The 16,489-nt window shown below is 49.4% G+C and carries 16 protein-coding genes; 5 read left to right on the forward strand and 11 right to left on the reverse strand.

The features are described from left to right. Positions 1-22: 22 nt before the first annotated feature. Complete coding sequence (locus B4V02_RS17335; protein ID WP_094155737.1) at positions 23-727, reverse strand: 4'-phosphopantetheinyl transferase family protein; 705 nt, start codon at positions 725-727, stop codon at positions 23-25. 224 nt (positions 728-951) lie between these two features. Between B4V02_RS17335 and B4V02_RS17340 the strand changes: the two genes are divergently transcribed. Beyond that, the gene (locus tag B4V02_RS17340) at positions 952-2,418 is read left to right on the forward strand and encodes an RICIN domain-containing protein (RefSeq protein ID WP_094155738.1); all 1,467 of its coding nucleotides are present in this window, start codon (positions 952-954) and stop codon (positions 2,416-2,418) included. 137 nt (positions 2,419-2,555) lie between these two features. On the opposite strand, the gene B4V02_RS17345 is transcribed toward B4V02_RS17340, so the two are convergent. Next, complete coding sequence (locus B4V02_RS17345; protein WP_094155739.1) at positions 2,556-3,071, reverse strand: acyl-CoA thioesterase; 516 nt, start codon at positions 3,069-3,071, stop codon at positions 2,556-2,558. A gap of 102 nt (positions 3,072-3,173) precedes the next feature. After that, positions 3,174-3,722 carry a helix-turn-helix domain-containing protein gene (locus B4V02_RS17350; RefSeq protein ID WP_007429618.1) on the reverse strand — a complete coding sequence of 183 codons (549 nt, stop codon included), beginning with the start codon at positions 3,720-3,722 and terminating at the stop codon, positions 3,174-3,176. A 168-nt stretch (positions 3,723-3,890) separates the two neighbouring features. Between B4V02_RS17350 and B4V02_RS17355 the strand changes: the two genes are divergently transcribed. The 4 genes from B4V02_RS17355 to B4V02_RS17370 all read left to right on the forward strand — a co-directional run bounded on the left by B4V02_RS17355 (position 3,891) and on the right by B4V02_RS17370 (position 7,658). After that, positions 3,891-4,616 carry an AzlC family ABC transporter permease gene (locus B4V02_RS17355; protein ID WP_094155740.1) on the forward strand — a complete coding sequence of 242 codons (726 nt, stop codon included), beginning with the start codon at positions 3,891-3,893 and terminating at the stop codon, positions 4,614-4,616. Then, complete coding sequence (locus tag B4V02_RS17360) at positions 4,613-4,942, forward strand: AzlD domain-containing protein (RefSeq protein ID WP_007429616.1); 330 nt, start codon at positions 4,613-4,615, stop codon at positions 4,940-4,942. The genes B4V02_RS17355 and B4V02_RS17360 overlap by 4 nt, the downstream gene beginning before the upstream one ends. A gap of 107 nt (positions 4,943-5,049) precedes the next feature. Beyond that, complete coding sequence (yhbH, locus tag B4V02_RS17365) at positions 5,050-6,216, forward strand: sporulation protein YhbH (RefSeq protein ID WP_007429615.1); 1,167 nt, start codon at positions 5,050-5,052, stop codon at positions 6,214-6,216. Next, positions 6,213-7,658 (forward strand): SpoVR family protein, encoded by a 1,446-nt coding sequence (locus B4V02_RS17370; protein ID WP_094155741.1) that lies wholly within the window; start codon positions 6,213-6,215, stop codon positions 7,656-7,658. Before yhbH ends, B4V02_RS17370 begins: the two co-directional genes overlap by 4 nt. Before the next feature lie 89 nt (positions 7,659-7,747). Here the strand turns inward: B4V02_RS17370 and B4V02_RS17375 are convergent, their stop codons facing one another. The 8 genes from B4V02_RS17375 to B4V02_RS17410 all read right to left on the reverse strand — a co-directional run bounded on the left by B4V02_RS17375 (position 7,748) and on the right by B4V02_RS17410 (position 16,472). Further along, complete coding sequence (locus B4V02_RS17375; RefSeq protein ID WP_094155742.1) at positions 7,748-8,929, reverse strand: WD40 repeat domain-containing protein; 1,182 nt, start codon at positions 8,927-8,929, stop codon at positions 7,748-7,750. Positions 8,930-9,057: 128 nt separating this feature from the next. After that, the gene (locus B4V02_RS17380; protein ID WP_094155743.1) at positions 9,058-10,641 is read right to left on the reverse strand and encodes a sensor histidine kinase; all 1,584 of its coding nucleotides are present in this window, start codon (positions 10,639-10,641) and stop codon (positions 9,058-9,060) included. Then, entirely contained in the window at positions 10,638-11,324 is a 687-nt protein-coding gene (locus B4V02_RS17385; RefSeq protein ID WP_094155744.1) for a response regulator transcription factor, read from the reverse strand. The genes B4V02_RS17380 and B4V02_RS17385 overlap by 4 nt, the downstream gene beginning before the upstream one ends. 34 nt (positions 11,325-11,358) lie before the next feature. Next, the gene (locus tag B4V02_RS17390) at positions 11,359-12,894 is read right to left on the reverse strand and encodes a PucR family transcriptional regulator (protein ID WP_094155745.1); all 1,536 of its coding nucleotides are present in this window, start codon (positions 12,892-12,894) and stop codon (positions 11,359-11,361) included. Between the two features lie 227 nt (positions 12,895-13,121). After that, positions 13,122-13,781, reverse strand: a complete 660-nt coding sequence (locus B4V02_RS17395) for an aspartate/glutamate racemase family protein (RefSeq protein ID WP_094155746.1) — start codon at positions 13,779-13,781, stop codon at positions 13,122-13,124. A gap of 14 nt (positions 13,782-13,795) precedes the next feature. Continuing rightward, positions 13,796-14,746, reverse strand: a complete 951-nt coding sequence (locus B4V02_RS17400) for an aminopeptidase (protein WP_094155747.1) — start codon at positions 14,744-14,746, stop codon at positions 13,796-13,798. 27 nt (positions 14,747-14,773) lie between these two features. Continuing rightward, complete coding sequence (locus B4V02_RS17405; protein ID WP_094155748.1) at positions 14,774-15,469, reverse strand: AroM family protein; 696 nt, start codon at positions 15,467-15,469, stop codon at positions 14,774-14,776. Between the two features lie 55 nt (positions 15,470-15,524). Further along, positions 15,525-16,472 carry a DUF1177 domain-containing protein gene (locus tag B4V02_RS17410; protein ID WP_094155749.1) on the reverse strand — a complete coding sequence of 316 codons (948 nt, stop codon included), beginning with the start codon at positions 16,470-16,472 and terminating at the stop codon, positions 15,525-15,527. Between the last annotated feature and the right edge of the window lie 17 nt (positions 16,473-16,489).

Consider the following 16,489-nt stretch of genomic DNA (forward strand, 5'->3'; position numbering starts at 1 on the left):
TAAGCTATAACACTTATTCCCTTCATAATTGCGCCTGTGTCGATACTTCCGATTGTAGTGTAGCTATATCTACCTGCTGTATCTGCCGGGCAAAGTGGTCATGAGCTGCACAGACAGCCAGTTTATACTCTTGATCCAGCTCATACTGTTTAAAATGGCAATACTCGGTGGTGAACCCCTCGGTCGTGAAGCCTATGAACGAATGTGCCCTCAACTCGAATGAAAAAGACTTCAAAGGTAGTGTTAATCCCTGTCCCTCGGCCTTCACAAAGCTTTCCTTAAGCGTCCATAGATCATAAAAATAGGATAAGCGACTGTCTGCATCCTGACGCATTAGCGCAGCATACTCTGTATCCGAAAAGCATACCCTGCCTACCTCAAAATCAATAGGACGGAGCTGTTCAATGTCGATGCCGAGCGGATGATCATCAAGGGCGCATACCACCCATTTTCCCGAATGAGAAACATTAAAATGGAATGCCGGTGTATTCAACAAGGAAGGCTTGCCGAAAGCATTGTATGTAAACTGAAGGCTGGCATTAGGTATCTTCAATTGCCGACAAGCCAGCCATCTTAACAGCACATCGGCGTATAAGCCCCTCAGAGCGTCTTCCCGATGCAAAAAACGATCCAGCTTCTGCTGCTTTTCCAGTGAAACCTGGTTTAACAGCAGCTCATAGTGAGCCTCAGCCTCCGGTTTGCTTGTATCAATCGCGTATATTTCCATGGTCGCCTCCTATGCCGTAATGGATATCAGCCCGTTCGCAACACTCACCGTTCGATTGAAAGTCTGTCAGATATGGATGGCGTGTGCCGTGTACATGGTCAATATACTACTCTAGCACTTTCAATTCAATATGGATACAATTGGGATGAGCAGCTCTTTAAAGCTGCTCTATAGAACTCATTCATGTAAGCGCTTAAAAAACACACATAGAGGAGGACGAAACAATGAAATACGATTTTGTTCGCTTGCTGTGTATTATGCTTACGATTTTGCTGACGTTGAGCATATTCCAAATGTTTTCACCTAAAATCGCTTCAGCAACTTCGGCGAATATTGTGAATGGCATTCAGTTTAAGGATACTGCTGGAAACGTCGTCCATGCCCATGGGGGCGGTATGATTAAAGTGGACGGGTACTATTATTGGTTTGGTGAAAATCGTAATCCCAACGGGACGTTCAAGGCGGTATCCGCCTATCGTTCCTCAGATTTGAAAAACTGGGAATTTCGCAAAAATGTGCTGACCAGCAGCTCGGCAGCTGAGCTGAATGTGTCGAATATCGAGCGTCCAAAGGTGATTTACAATGAAAAAACACGTAAATACGTATTGTGGATGCACAAGGAAAACGGAGTAAATTACAACGAGGCTCGGGTTGCAGTTGCCACCTCCGATACTGTGGATGGCGATTATACGTATCAAGGCAGCTTCCGTCCTCTGGATCACGATTCCCGCGATATGACGGTATACAATGACAACGGAACGGCTTACCTGATCTCGGCGACGCGTGTGAATGCCGATCTGAACATTTATCGTCTGACACCGGATTTTCTGCAGGTTGAATCGCTGGTGACTACACTGTGGCCGGGACAATATCGTGAAGCTCCGGCAATGTTCAAAAAAGGAGATGTCTATTTCCTGATTACATCGGGGGCAACCGGCTGGAATCCCAATCAGGCCAAGTATGCTACGGCATCCAGCATTGAAGGAACCTGGAGCAATACGATAAACTTCGGGGACAGTACAACCTATGGTTCACAGTCGGCCTACGTCATTCCAGTTGAAGGTACGCAGGCGACCTCGTACTTGTATTTGGGTGACCGTTGGGCAGGGGCATGGAGCGGTCCTGTACAGGATTCTCAATATGTGTGGCTGCCGCTGCGTTTTCCAACCGCGACTTCATTAGCCATGGACTGGTTCGACAGCATTCATATCGACACCGCCAGTGGTGTAGTGGAGGGTGTAACCACGCCAATGGTCATTGACCCGGACGCCTACTATCAACTGGTAAGCCGCAAGAGCAATAAGCCGCTGGGCATCATTGGCAATGCGACAACGGACGGCGCAGACCTGGAGCAACGCGCGGACTCGGGAACTGCCAGCCAGCAATGGCAGCTTAAGGATGCAGGCGGCGGATATTATAAAATGGTGAACCGCAACAGCGGCAAGCTGATTGGTGTTGAAAGCGGTGCAACAACGGATGGTGCAGTTATCGAGCAGTGGAGCGACGGAGGCTGGTCCAGCCAGCATTGGCAGCTGGTATCCGTAACCGGAGGTTATTACAAGCTGAAAAATCGGGCGACCGGCAAGCTGATCGACATTTCTGAAGGTGCCACCGCCGATGGAGCCAAGGCCATTCAATGGGTCGATAATGGCGGGACGAATCAGCATTTCCGTGTAGTTAAAGCAGAATAGCTCAGCTTATTTTAAAAATTTCATAAATTTCAAAAGGAGCCGTATTCCGAGCCAATCATGGATGATTGCAACGGAATACCGGCTCCTCTTTTACGTAAAAATGATAAAGAATGATGAAGTTGGTGATCTCTGATACGTTACACTTCCCACGGATAATCTGTCGTCAGGAAACTCGCCAGCTGCTTGCTTTCTTCCCTGCGCTGACGCCGTATTGCTGCCCGCGATGGAGCCGTCTGGTGCAATTGCATTTCCTCTTCTGTTTCCGGAATCACCTGCGGCACGGTCACTTTACGGTTGTGCTCGTCCAGTGCCACGAAGGTCAGAAAGGCCGTAGCGGCAATTTTGCGGTCACCTGTCATTAGCCCTTCGCGGATCACCTTTACGAAAACCTCCATCGAGCTGCGGCCTGTCCAGGTAACAAATGCCTCCAGTGTGACGGAATCGCTCGGATGAATAGGCAGTAGAAAATCCACCGAATCCGTAGAAGCCGTAACTGTGTTCGTACGACACAGCTTGGCAGCAGCAATTGATGCGATATCATCGATATACGACATCAGTCTGCCTCCGAAAAGTGTGTTATGATTGTTAACATCGTTGGGAAATACGCGGGACGTCTTGAAGCAGTAGGTTTCTCGGATGTACTTGCTTTCCATGGGTTTTCTTTCCTCACTTTTCCTAGTTGCTATCTTTTAATATCTCAGAACTTTGCAAAATCCTCATACAGAAGCCTGTTTCAGGCTATCCTCATCATCCCACTAATCCGCATAATAAATCAATACATAAAAATCCGCATCCTCATCCGAATCATTGCGGTAGGTATGTATGTCGGACACCTGAAATTGTATGGCATCCCCTGCGCTCAGTTTGAGCTGTTGCCCTTGCATTTCAAAGTACATTTCCCCGCGGATCATGAGAATCGATTCTTCTCCCAGATGCTTCTCTGCCTGGTGTGTAAAGCCCGGCTTCAGACTTACCGTGAACACCTCGAACTTCTTTTCCGAATGATACGGGAATACAGGGTACACAAAATAGTTACCGTCCTCATCAATAACCGGATGCAGGTCTTCCCTGCTAATTTTCGTGATTTGCGGGGGGTCTTCTTTGAGAAAGGTGGAAAAGGATACGTGCAAGCCGTTCGCAATTTTCCAAAGTGTGGTCACTGTAGGATTGGACTTCCCTTTCTCAATCTGAGCCAGCATACCCTTACTGACCCCTGTTAGTTCAGCCACCTTATCCAGACTAAGTCCTCTGGTCTTCCTGATTTGGGCTAAATTAGAGCCGATAATGTATTGCATTGAATCCACAGATCGTGCCTCCTCGTGTCCAAAAGTCTATATAAGAAGAATACACAAAAGACAGCTTGCTCGCCACAGGAGATATTCAATATAACATACAAATGTATAATATATTGATTATTTTTAAACTTCCGTTGTATACTGTTATAAAAATTATGCACTGGAGGTCAGGTTGAAATGTCCATAGCAACGGAGTTGAGTGGAACGGAGCCCGATTCACTCAGCTTTTTACAGGGGGTTAAAGATTGTATTCCTACATTGCTCGGCTATGTATGCATTGGGTTCGCAGCAGGCATAGTGGGGGCCTCATCCGGGGTTAGCACGATAGAAATTGCTCTGATGTCAGCACTTGTATACGCAGGAGCGTCTCAGTTTATTATGTGTTCAATGCTGGCTACCGCCAGTCCTCCATCCGTCATTATTTTAACGACATTCATTGTGAATGCCCGCCACCTGCTATTAAGCGCGTCGCTGGCTCCTTATTTTACTAAATATTCTCTGTGGAAAAACATAGGTATCGGCGTTCTTTTAACAGACGAATCCTTTGGGGTAGCATCAGATAAATTGGCTAAAGGCGGACAGGTAAGCGATCGCTGGATGAACGGGCTCAATATAACGGCGTATCTCGTCTGGATTGCGTCCTGCGTGGCGGGAGGGATTCTCGGGAACTGGATTTCCAGGCCGGAGGCTTTGGGTCTGGACTTTGCCCTGCCAGCCATGTTTCTTGCCCTGCTCATTTCTCAGCTGCAAAGTATACAGGCCTCCAAGCTCAAGCACCGTCTGCTGCTCGTGCTGTGTATGGCTGTTCTGATGTACCTTTTATCTTGGTGGGTGCCATCGCATATCGCGGTCATAGCAGCTACGATGATTACCGCAACGATTGGAGTGTTAACCGACAAATGAACATCCATCCCCATGTCCTGTATATCATTATCGGCGGCATGATCGTCACGGCGATCCCAAGGATCATTCCCTTCGTCGTGCTGCAAAAGCTGGCGCTGCCCAAGACAGTGCTGCAATGGCTCTCCTATATTCCCATTTGTATTTTCACAGCACTCGTGATGGAAAATCTGCTCGTCCGGACCGAAACCTCGGTCACTCTGAATGGGCAAGTGCTCATAGCTGTCCTCCCTACGCTGGTGACTGCCTTGTGGAGCAAAAACCTGCTGGCTACCGTCGTTGTCGGTATTGTGAGTATGGCTATAGTTCGACTATTGTGGCTGGGATAGAAAGAAATTAAATCGAGTTCCATCACATATCGTACATCCCCGTGAATATACTTAATAACCAACAAGGCCAAACTGTGCCGTGTATCCACTTGGGGGGTGCCTAACAAATGCCGGAACCACGCCAGCCACATTCATTCATCGTATCCCGCGAAGATTGGTCGCTGCATCGCAAAGGGTACCAGGACCAGCAACGTCATCAGCAGAAGGTCAAGGATGTCATTAAGCAAAATCTACCCGATCTGATAACGGAAGAAAATATTATTATGTCGGACGGTCAACAGATTATTAAAGTGCCGATTCGCAGTCTGGATGAGTATCGCTTCATTTATAACTATCAAAAGCAAAAGCATGTGGGCCAAGGAGATGGCGACAGTCAGGTGGGAGATGTCATCGGACGTGATCCTGCTGCCCAGAAACCGGGCAAAGGCGAGAAAGCCGGCAATCAGCCCGGACACGATATTGTGGAAACGGAAGTTAGTATAGAAGAACTGGAAGATATGCTGTTCGAGGAAATGGAATTGCCACATTTACAGCAAAAAGACAAGGATCAAATTGAGGTTAAATCGATCGTATTCAATGATATACGTAAAAAGGGCATGCAAGCGAACATTGACAAGAAACGAACCATTCTCGAAAATCTGCGTCGCAACGCCCGCGAGGGCAATCCGGGCATTCATCATATCAGTCCGGACGATCTCCGCTATAAAACATGGGAAGAGAAAACCATCCCCCAATCCAACGCGGTGATTATAGCTATGATGGACACATCAGGCTCAATGGGGTCTTTTGAAAAATATTGCGCCCGCAGCTTCTTTTTCTGGATGACACGCTTTTTGCGCCGTCAATATGAAAAGGTGGAAATTGTCTTTCTCGCGCATCACACCGAGGCCAAGGAGGTTACGGAGGAAGAATTTTTTACCCGTGGAGAAAGTGGCGGCACCATCTGCTCCTCCGCCTATATCAAGGCATTGGAGATCATTGACAAGCGATATCCTCCTTCCAGCTACAATATATACCCCTTCCATTTCTCGGATGGCGATAACCTGACCTCTGACAACGAGCGGTGTGTGAAGCTAATCGAGGAACTTATCAAACGAAGCAATATGTTCGGCTATGGAGAAGTGAATCAATATAATCGCAGCAGCACACTGATGTCAGCCTACAAGAACATTAAAAAGGATCAGTTCATGTATTATGTCATCAAGGAAAAAGGCGAGGTATACCAAGCCTTGCGTACCTTTTTTCGCAAACGGGAAGGGGGAACCGCAGGATGAGCACCGACCAGAAGGAGCTGGAATATGCGATATCAGAAATTATGGAGATTGCAGATGGATTCGGGCTCGACTACTATCCGATGCGGTATGAGATTTGTCCGGCGGAGATCGTATACACGTTCGGAGCCTATGGGATGCCCACACGCTTTAGCCATTGGAGCTTTGGAAAAACATTTCACAAAATGAAGATGCAGTACGATTTTGGCCTCAGCAAAATCTACGAGCTGGTCATCAACTCCAATCCCTGCTACGCCTTCCTGCTAGAAGGAAATTCATTGGTTCAAAATAAGCTGATTGTCGCCCATGTGCTGGCGCACTGTGATTTTTTCAAGCACAACGTCCGCTTCTCAACCTCTAACCGCAATATGGTGGAAAGCATGTCCGCCACCGCAGAACGAATCAGCAGCTATGAAATGGAATACGGCTCGAAGGCCGTCGAATCCTTCATCGACGCCGTACTGGCCGTACAAGAGCATGTCGACCCACAGCTTATCAAACCAAGGCATCTGGATAAGCAACGCTACATGGAGCTCAAAATCCGGGAGCAGAAAGAACCTGAAAAACGCCAACGTCCCCCTGGGCCTTATGATGATCTGTGGTCACTGGACACCGTGAAGCCACAGCCGGATTCGACGGAAAGCGAAGGCATCCACATATGGCAGTTTCCACCGGAACCGGAGAAGGATATCGTCTGGTTTATTCAGGAATTCTCGGAGGTGCTGGAGGACTGGCAGCGGGATATTATGACGATGCTGCGTGACGAAATGTTGTATTTCTGGCCCCAGATAGAGACCAAGATCATGAATGAAGGCTGGGCCTCCTATTGGCATCAACGGATTGTCAGGGAACTGGATTTGACCGGGGATGAAACCGTTGAATTTGCGATGCTGAATGCTTCTGTCGTACAGCCTTCCAAGCAAAGCCTGAACCCGTATTATTTGGGGCTTAAAATATTTGAAGATATTGAAAAGCGATGGGATAACCCAACCCGTGAGGAGCAGGAGCGACAAGGACGCAAACCGGGCGAAGGACGCGCTAAAATGTTCGAGGTACGGGAGTTTGACTCAGACACCTCTTTTATACGCAATTACATGACCAAGAAGCTGACAGAGGATCTGGATCTGTACGTGTTCGAGAAACGGGGACCGGATTGGAAAATCACCGATAAATCCTGGGAAAACATACGGGATCAGCTTGTATTTTCGCGTGTGAATGGGGGTTCTCCTTATATCGTCGTGGAGGACGGTGATTATCTGCATACAGGCGAGCTAAAGCTGAAGCACCAGTATGAAGGAATTGAGCTGGATTTAAAATATATGGAGCGCACGCTCCCGTATGTGTATCAGCTATGGGGCCGCGCTGTTCATTTGGAAACGGTGATTGAGGGTAAGCCCGCCTTATTCTCATACGACGGCAAGAAACATCATCGCAAGTTTGTGTAATACGTATAGACGAAAAGAATCAGCCTGAATTAAAAAAGGTGCATTCCGAAAAACGGATATGCGCCTTTTTGTACGGCTGGATCAAGAACCTACTTTTCCTTGAATTGAACAATATAGCTTTGATTCAGCTGTTTTTCGCCTTCCGAAATATTCTGGTACATGGATAAAAATCGAGCCGACGGACTCCATACCGTAGGACTGTCATAGGACTGGATGTCGGTCGTGACCGGAGTTGTTTTACCCGTGGACTGATCAAACACATACAACCCTCTCATCCCCTGCTGATCCTCATCATAAATGGAAAAAGCCAGCTTGGACCCGTCACTGGACCAGCTTCCACGGCTCATTAAAGTCCCCTGACCGACGGTTCCCTTCTCTTTGCCATGTTCATCCAATACAATCATGCGGGCGGGTTCGGAGGTGTTCCATTTTCTTTTTTCAATGGCAATCCATTTACCGTCAGGCGACACAGCAAAGGACGCAGCGCCATTCGCAATCGTTACAGCTTGCGGGTGGTCCATAGTAAACCGATTCAGCACCCGGTACCCTTGCTTATCATTGCCTGTATAAAATATGGCGTTCCCCACTTTTTCGACATGAGTAATCAGTTCAGTACGATTCGGGTCTTGAAACTTCAATTCTTTGGCCTTGCCGTCCAGACCAATCAGATAAATTTTGCCGTCCGGTGCGCCTGTAATCAGATGTTCTTTATCCCCCCAGCTTACTTCGTTGGACATATCCAGCTTGCCTATCGGTGTAACCTTACCGCTGCTTAGTTCAAGAATATAGCCACGAATATCATATTTACTGCTGGTACTGCCCTCGGTAAAAAAGACATGGCGCTGATCCGGGGATACCACAGCCAGCAATTGCGGAGCCTTGCGGTCCGGTAGCAAAGCCCGTTCCTTGCCAGTCTTTACATTATGAATCAACAGCCGGGTCTGTCTCTCTACAATCAGCTCTTCGTCACTTAGCCAAGACCTCGCGTAGACATCTCCCAGCTTGTCGATGGACGATACCACCAGTTCGTCCGTTACCTGCTGCCGGGCTGCATCGGTGTCAATCACCGTAAGCTGTTGTCCCGGCTTCGTACCAGAAGATGGTTTGCCTTCTCTTGCGTCGTTCATTCCGCAAGCACTGAGCAATACAAGAGCTACTGCGCTCATTGTGAGCAGTCCCGTGATTCTGTATCGGAAAAGCCATGCACGGGGATGATCGCCACAAGGGACGCCGTTCTTTTGAACGTGGTTCATTCTGTTTTTCTTGATCATGTCATACGACCTCCTTGTTCACGATATCCCCAGCTTAATACCTTAACTTCTCATGAATACATCGGATTGTTTCCAACTTGTAAACAAGATGCATTGCTACCTCTGTAGCTAACGATTGTAGCTGACGATCAATCCGTTGACAGAGAGCTATCGAAAACCAGCAAAGGCAGCTTAAGCGAAAATTCATTCCCTTGCCCATTCTCGTTGGCATTCTCTATTACACCATCGCCCGAGGCCGTAAGATGCAGCTCCCCTCCCATACGTTCGGCCAGTCTGCGCGCCAGAGGAAGTCCAAGCCCTGTACCGCTATCCTGACGGGAACGATCATGACTCAAGGTAGCAAACGGCTCGAATATCATTTCCCATTTTTCCCGGGGAATCCACGGACCGGAATTGCGTACATACACGATTACGGTATCCCGTTCCACCCGGCTCGATAACGTCATCCAGCCTCCATTCCGATTGTACTTCACCGCATTATCCAGCAGATTCAGCACAATATGCATCAGATGCTTGGGATCACCCCATACCTTGGCAGGAACAGCATCTATCGAAAAATGAAGTCCACGCTTCGCTGCTTTTCCCCGGATTCGGCTCCCGGCATCTTCGAGCAACGAGCGCAGATCCACTTCCTCCGCATGCAATTCAAAATCATATTTATCCAGCACGGATAGCCGCAGCGAATCTTCTACAAGCTCGTACAAGCGTTTCGCTTCCTTGTGGATGCTTTCTCTGGCTTCACGCACCAGCTCCGGGTCATCTCCATACATATCCAGCAGATCAGCGTAAGCCTGAATAGAGGTTAACGGGGTTTTCAGCTCATGGCTAATATTGCCGATAAAAGATTTTTGCTGCTGCTCCAGCTCCCGCAAACGCTGAACCGCTTCTTCCAGCCGGAGCTTTTCGTTCTCCAGCGCGGTAATGCTCTCCCGGATCACATGACTCATCTGGAGCATTCCTTCATCCAGTCTCCCCAGCTCGTCCTGCCTTCGAAGCAATCTCGCTTTAGGATAATGCCCTGCCGATATCTGCTCGGAAGCACGAGTCAGCCGTCCGATGTCTCTCGTCTGTCGGCTGACATAGCCCAAGCCCAAAATAAAGCTCAATACCAGCACCGCACCGCCCGTCCATAGAAACAGGCGGGCAATGGCCTGATAGAACTGCTGCTGTGCTTCTATGGAGGTATGAAGCTGCACTACTCCCAACAAGCCCTCCGGACCTTGGAGCGGAGCCAAATAGATGATGGTGCTGCCTTCCGTAATGTAGGCAATCTTGCCTTGGAGCGCATAAGAAAGCGCCTGACTGACATCCGTTCTGTAAGCCAGCGGCAGCGAATTGCCAACCTCATGTCCCTTACGATCATATAAAATAACGCGCATGTTACTGGATACGCCCAGTTCTACTGCGAGCTGGGGGGCCTGCTTTTTCATGAAAGCCTCGGACGATGGACTCACTCCCAACAAATAGGACTGCTTTACGCGCATTTCCACAATTTCAGCCTGCCGCTTTAACCCGCGCTCCATTTGTTCTATCTGGCTGGTACGAATCCCGGTAAGTACAAGCCAGCTCAGCACGCCGACCGTAAACAGCAGCAAAGCCGCCAGCACCAGCGGAAATTTCCAACGCAGACTCAAGCCTGTACGCTTGCGATTGCGCTTCTGTCCATCAGTGGAAAACAGGCTCCCTCGCTGATTCGATATATGTTCATTCACGTTATTTTCTCTGCCTTATAGCCGATACCATACACGGTCTGCAATATCGCCTGATGTGGTCCAAGCTTCTTGCGAAGGCGCTGGATATGGATATCCACCGTCCGTGTTCCGCCCACATAATCGAAGCCCCACACCTGCTCCAGCAGCTCGTCCCGGGTATACACTCTTCCGGCATGGGACACCAACAGCGCCAGCACATCAAATTCCTTGGGAGTGAGATCCAGCGTCGTTGCTCCGATTTCAGCCGTTCGGCTGGACGGACGTACCCGTAACGGTCCAAGCACCGTTTCCGCTCCTTCCGGCGCAGGCGCTCCTTCTCGCTTCAGCCTCCGCACCAACGCCTTGATACGTGCGAGCAGCTCTCTCAGATCAAACGGCTTGCTCATAAAATCGTCCGCGCCCAGTTCCAGCCCAAGTACCTTATCCACGATATCGTTTTTGGCAGTCAGCAGTAAAATACCGATGCCCTTCCGACTTTCCAACCGGCGGCACACCTCATATCCGCCCAATTTGGGCATCATCACGTCTAATACCAGCACATCCGGGTGAAACAAACGTACTTTTTCCAATGCGTCCTCGCCATCAACGGCGGTTTCCACCACAAAGCCTTCCCTTTTTAACGCATAGGCCAGCGCATTCCGAATACTGGGCTCATCATCCGCTACCAGTATTTTTTTATCCATGTTCTTCCCTCCTGCCCCAAAGCAAAACGTTCGTCTACTTATGCTCCCGCAAATAATAATGAATCAGACAGGTATGGCATATAAACTGCTCGCGTGGATCGTTAAGATCAAAATCCGTCATATCACGAATCCGTTCCAGTCTGTATTTTACTGAATTACGATGTATAAAAAGATAATTCGCCGTATCTATCAGACTGCCCCTGTTCTCCAAATAATAAAATAACGTTTTGAGTAAATCGCTGCCATGTGACCGATCATATTGCTGAAGTTTCCCCAGCTTGCGTTCGAATACATTTGAAAATTCCTCTGTGTCCATCGCTTCTCCAAGCATATAGTGCATCTCTATATCGCCGTATGTGCAGACACGTTGATCGGGATACAGCCGCTGCGATACCGTAATCGCGCGCCGTGCCTCATTGTAGCTTTGGAGCAGCTCCCACAGCTTTCTGGTACTTCCGATGCCTATATAATAATCACCCTTGCCCAAAGCTTTTTCACTTGTCCAGCTCTTCAGCGTTTCCGCCCAGGATCGTTCCTCCTCAGTACCATCCCCGTCTTGATGATCATTGGAATGAAGCGTAGGCAAAAACAATACCGCCCGGTTGGAACGGAACTCAATATGAGACACTACCCGCCGTCGGGCCGATTCCAGGTTCAGCAATCCGGAAAGAGTCTCTTCGGGCGGAGCCGCAGCACTCTCCAGGACAGCAACCTCCCAATCATAAGCCGGGTTAAATCCCAATTGACGCCCTCTCCGCTCAACCTCATGGCGCAGCGGCACCGGAGGTGTCATGAGCTCATCTATAAAATTCCCCCGCAGCCGACTTTCCGTATCTTCTACCGCCTTTTCACGCATTAATTCCAGCGCCATCACCAGACGTGCCTGTTCAATGCCAACCTGCTCCATATCATCCAGCTCATTGCGGGCAATGACCAGCTTGGCGACCGTGCGCTTATCGACATTAATGGGAAAATGCCGAGAATCTTGCGCCTTCTTCCAATCCCAGCCTTGTGGTGAAGTGACAATAGCCTGACCTCCATTATCAATCAAAGCAACCGGAGCTTTAAGCAATTCTGCTATATTGTCACTAACAGCCTGTATGCCACTGTTCTCCAGAACCATCGTGGTTAAGGTTCGATAGATTCCTTCCGAGCGCCGCAGCAGCTCTGCCTGCCGGTTCAGCACCATATCCATGACACGCTGTGTAATATCTGTATATGGAATTTCGGCTGGAATTTCAATCACTGGAAGACCGCAGGCATTGCTTGCCTCCAGCGCACTGCGGGGGATTTCCGTGAGAAAGCGGGTCGGCTTGATCGCAAGCGCCGCCGCCCCGCCCTGATGCAGCAATTGAATGATTTGACACAATACCTCAGGCTCATGGCGGATAGAATAAGCGGTTGTCATCAACAATACACCCTCCCGAATCCAGCCTTTCAGATCGGGAACCTCCATAATGTCAATAAAACGGACAAACCGGTTCATCCCCTGTTCTCCGCTTAATACCTTTGCCTCCTTCAACTCGGGGATTGCCATAAGCTCCTGAACTGTTACACCCGGTATTTTCATAATGACAGACCACCCTGCTATTTATTTTGCAAAGTCCTTGCTTCATCTAATTTTCAGGATAGTGTACCAAAAAAGCTCACAAAACAAAACCTTTTACCGCTGGTTCATGTCTATCCAATCCAAGCCAATCCTATTTTTAGGAGCTCAATGGAACACAAATAAACCGCCCTTTTCTGGAAAAGACGGTTTATTTCGATATTAAGCTATTTATAAACAAGTTAAAAAAACTATCCTGCCTGGGCTTCATCATGATGGGGCTGCCAGTGTATCGAAGCAGCCGCACCAAGCGCCACAATCGGATCAACGGCTCGAATACCCAGCGCATGCTCCAGCTCTGGTGCAAAGTTCATTGTTACAAAACCTGTGCAGGCCAGCACAATGACCTCAGCCCCCTTCTCTTGAAGCCGCAGGGCCGCTGCCATGGCAGCCTCTTTGCCTTGTGGAGTGTTCAGGTCCAGCGTCGTCCGCACACCCTCGGGACGCTCCGTACCGATATAAGACTCGCCCAGTATATGGCGAATTAATGGTGGAGCCTCGTCCAAAATGGTCAACACGCCGACACGGCTGGCCGATGTCAAAGCCAGATGTGCTGCACAGGATCCGGCTCCATAGACAGGGACAGCTACAGCCTGGCGAGTTTCCTCTAGTGCTGGATCTGCCGCGCAGCTAATACCGATAGACGTACAGCCCTGTTGAACAAGCTGTTGCGCGGCGAGCACAATTTTGGGCACTGCCTCCCGGTCTGTGATATCATCGTAAATTCCCTTGGGCTGATCGGGGATACATACACTGGTAACAGGCAGCCCGTAGCGCTGCTCGATGACCCGGCCGTGGAGGCCGATAGCTGCTTCGTCCTGCATGGTGAGCACTCTGATAATTCCAAGCATGATGATTTCCTCCTTTATCTCTCCAGCAATTGACCAGCCTTCATAATCAGACGATCATCCAGATATACATCCGGTTTTTGAACGACCCCGTCAATATGTACACCCGCGGCAACCGTTCCTCCAAAGGTATTATTGCTGCCAAAAGCGACATGGATCGTGCCGTATACTTTCTCATCCTCCAGCACAACGCCCGTAATGCGGGCTTTATCATTCGTTCCAATACCGAACTCGGCCAGCATTCTGCCATCACCTTCACCCAGCATATCCAGCAGGGGCTGTCCAGCTTCTCCTTCCGCAGCGATCAATCTGCCATTTTGTACTGTCAGCAGGAGCGGCTCCTTTAATGCACCGATTCCCGCCACAGAACCATCCACCACAATCTGGCCTTGAGCTGTTCCTTCCAGTGGAGCAATATACGCTTCGCCGGAAGGCAGATTGCCGGACTCGCCTGGGTTCAAATACATACCTGTGCTGGGAACGCCGTCACGACCTTCAATGGTAAAACTCAGGCTATACCCATCCTTTTCAATCCGTACCTGTTTGGCAGCTGTCAGCAATGCGGTCACCTCTTCGGTCAGCGCCTTGACCTTGGGATAATCAGCAGCAATGGCCCCGTTCATGAACATGTCATCTGTCATACCAGGCATGGTCGCCAGACGAGCTCCCGCCGCTGCGGCCTGCTTGCGGGCATGGGTATGTGTCAGTGAATACCGGGTGACACATACAACAACGCTAGAGCGAAGCATCGCTTCGGCAACAGGAGCCGGAGGCTCTTCGCCTGATTTGGAGCGTACCTTCATCGTCATTATAGCCGCTTCTGCTCCCAGTGCCTTGCCGGCTTCATATATGGACTCGCCCAATTCCTTTTTATCATCGTCGGTGACAACGAGAAGTGTCTCTCCGGCGGTGAGTCCCAAACATTTTTGCAATACATTTTTACTGATTTCAACACGTTGTTGACTCATATTTCTTACCTCCTATTTTTAGGCTCCTCACACCATTTCCGATACGAGCTTGCCGATCAAGGCATTAGACAATATGACCGGAACCCCTGCATAACGCGTCACCAGCTCTCTATGTGTCTCCGTATATCCCATACAGTCGAGTACAATAAGATCGGCTTGATCCTTGAACTGTCCGGCAGCTTGGCGAAATTCCTCCATACTACCACTGTAAGGCGAGGCCGCTGCAAACTGGGGATTCAATCCGTAAGGACTAAATTTCAGCTTGAGGTTATCCTTCTGCTCTTCGAGCGGTCCAATCAGTCCAAGTCTTCTTCCGCTCGACATGGCTTTAAGTACAGGCGGAAGCACATGATCCGGTTCGATTAAAAAAGCCGTTCGAGTGTGCAATCCGGGAAATACGCCAGTACAAAGCAGCAAAATCGTACGTATTCCCTGCTCCTCCATACGTGTGATTTTGTCCTGAAGCAGCGGCTGGATTTTCTCACGTGAAATGACCACCGACTCCCCGGTTGTCAGACGCGAGGTCAATACATATTCTTCCGGCGACGGCGATAGATGCTGTTGTATATAGTCGGATGAAAGCCCGTCCAGCGCGCCTGCCTGTACCAGTTCTGCCCGGCCTTCCAAGGCCCTTTCTACAATAGGGGCCACATCCGACCGGGGAGCTTGTCCAATCGTAATCATCCCTAGCTTATGCATCCTGAATCCCTGCCTTTGCTTCATTTTATTTTACGCTCCTGACGTTAAAGGGCAAGCCTGCGGCCTGCCCTGTTATGCATCAGCCCTGGCTTTGAGCACTGCCTGCTGTCTGCAATATTTTCATGGAGCCATACAATGCGGTGATTCTGGCAAATTCCTGCGGATCATAAAATCTACAAGTCCCATTCGTAAATTCCTTGGCGGTTTCAATCGAAAATCTTACGGCAGTGGCAATATCAATCTCATGACTTGCCCCTGTACCGCATCCCGGTACAGCCGCCTGTGCTGTAATCGCAACACCGACTACAGGTGCATCCGTCGCTACAGCAGGCTGTAAAATCGAATTAATATGATACAGGTCGTTGCCATACGGCGTGATATCCTGCATCGTAACCGGAAAAGTAACAGGCAATTGTGCCGTAGTCTGTTCCATCAGACGCAATAAATCCTCACTGACCCGCAAAATATAGCCTTCCTTCACCGTAGGTGAAATTGCGATTCCTTTATGATTAATAACACGATTGCCTTTGGTGGTGTCGATGGACAAAATAGCTTCCATCCCGGGATCAATCTCATGGCGATTCATGTCCACAATATCCACAGGTGAATCCATAAAATCAACCGGCTCATGCGGGCGCGTAGGTGCATCCGGGCAAATGTGGGTGGTGACAATCACATCCCCCTTCAGCCTATCACCTTTAATCTGCATGTCTGCCAGCTTTAGCGCAGCCGCCACCGCCGCAATCGCTCCATCGGCATCAGATACGAGGCCAATTCGGGATGGTCGTGCGCCGATCCCGCCCAGGCGACCAACAATACCGAATGTTGGTGCTGTACCTCCCGAGCTTTTACCTTCTGTACCGGGAATAAGCACATGGATAAAATCCGTGCTTCCCTTCGCTCCGGTCACCTGTTTTACGGTTACCTCAATATCCTCGTATCCAGCAAAAAGCTGCTTCACTCGCTCTCCATTCACATACGCGCTGTCCAGCGCTTCGAATACGGTTAATGTTTGTTGAAGTGCCATCGCCTGCGTTCCTCCTG

Source organism: Paenibacillus kribbensis, from assembly GCF_002240415.1.
Lineage (GTDB): Bacteria > Bacillota > Bacilli > Paenibacillales > Paenibacillaceae > Paenibacillus > Paenibacillus kribbensis.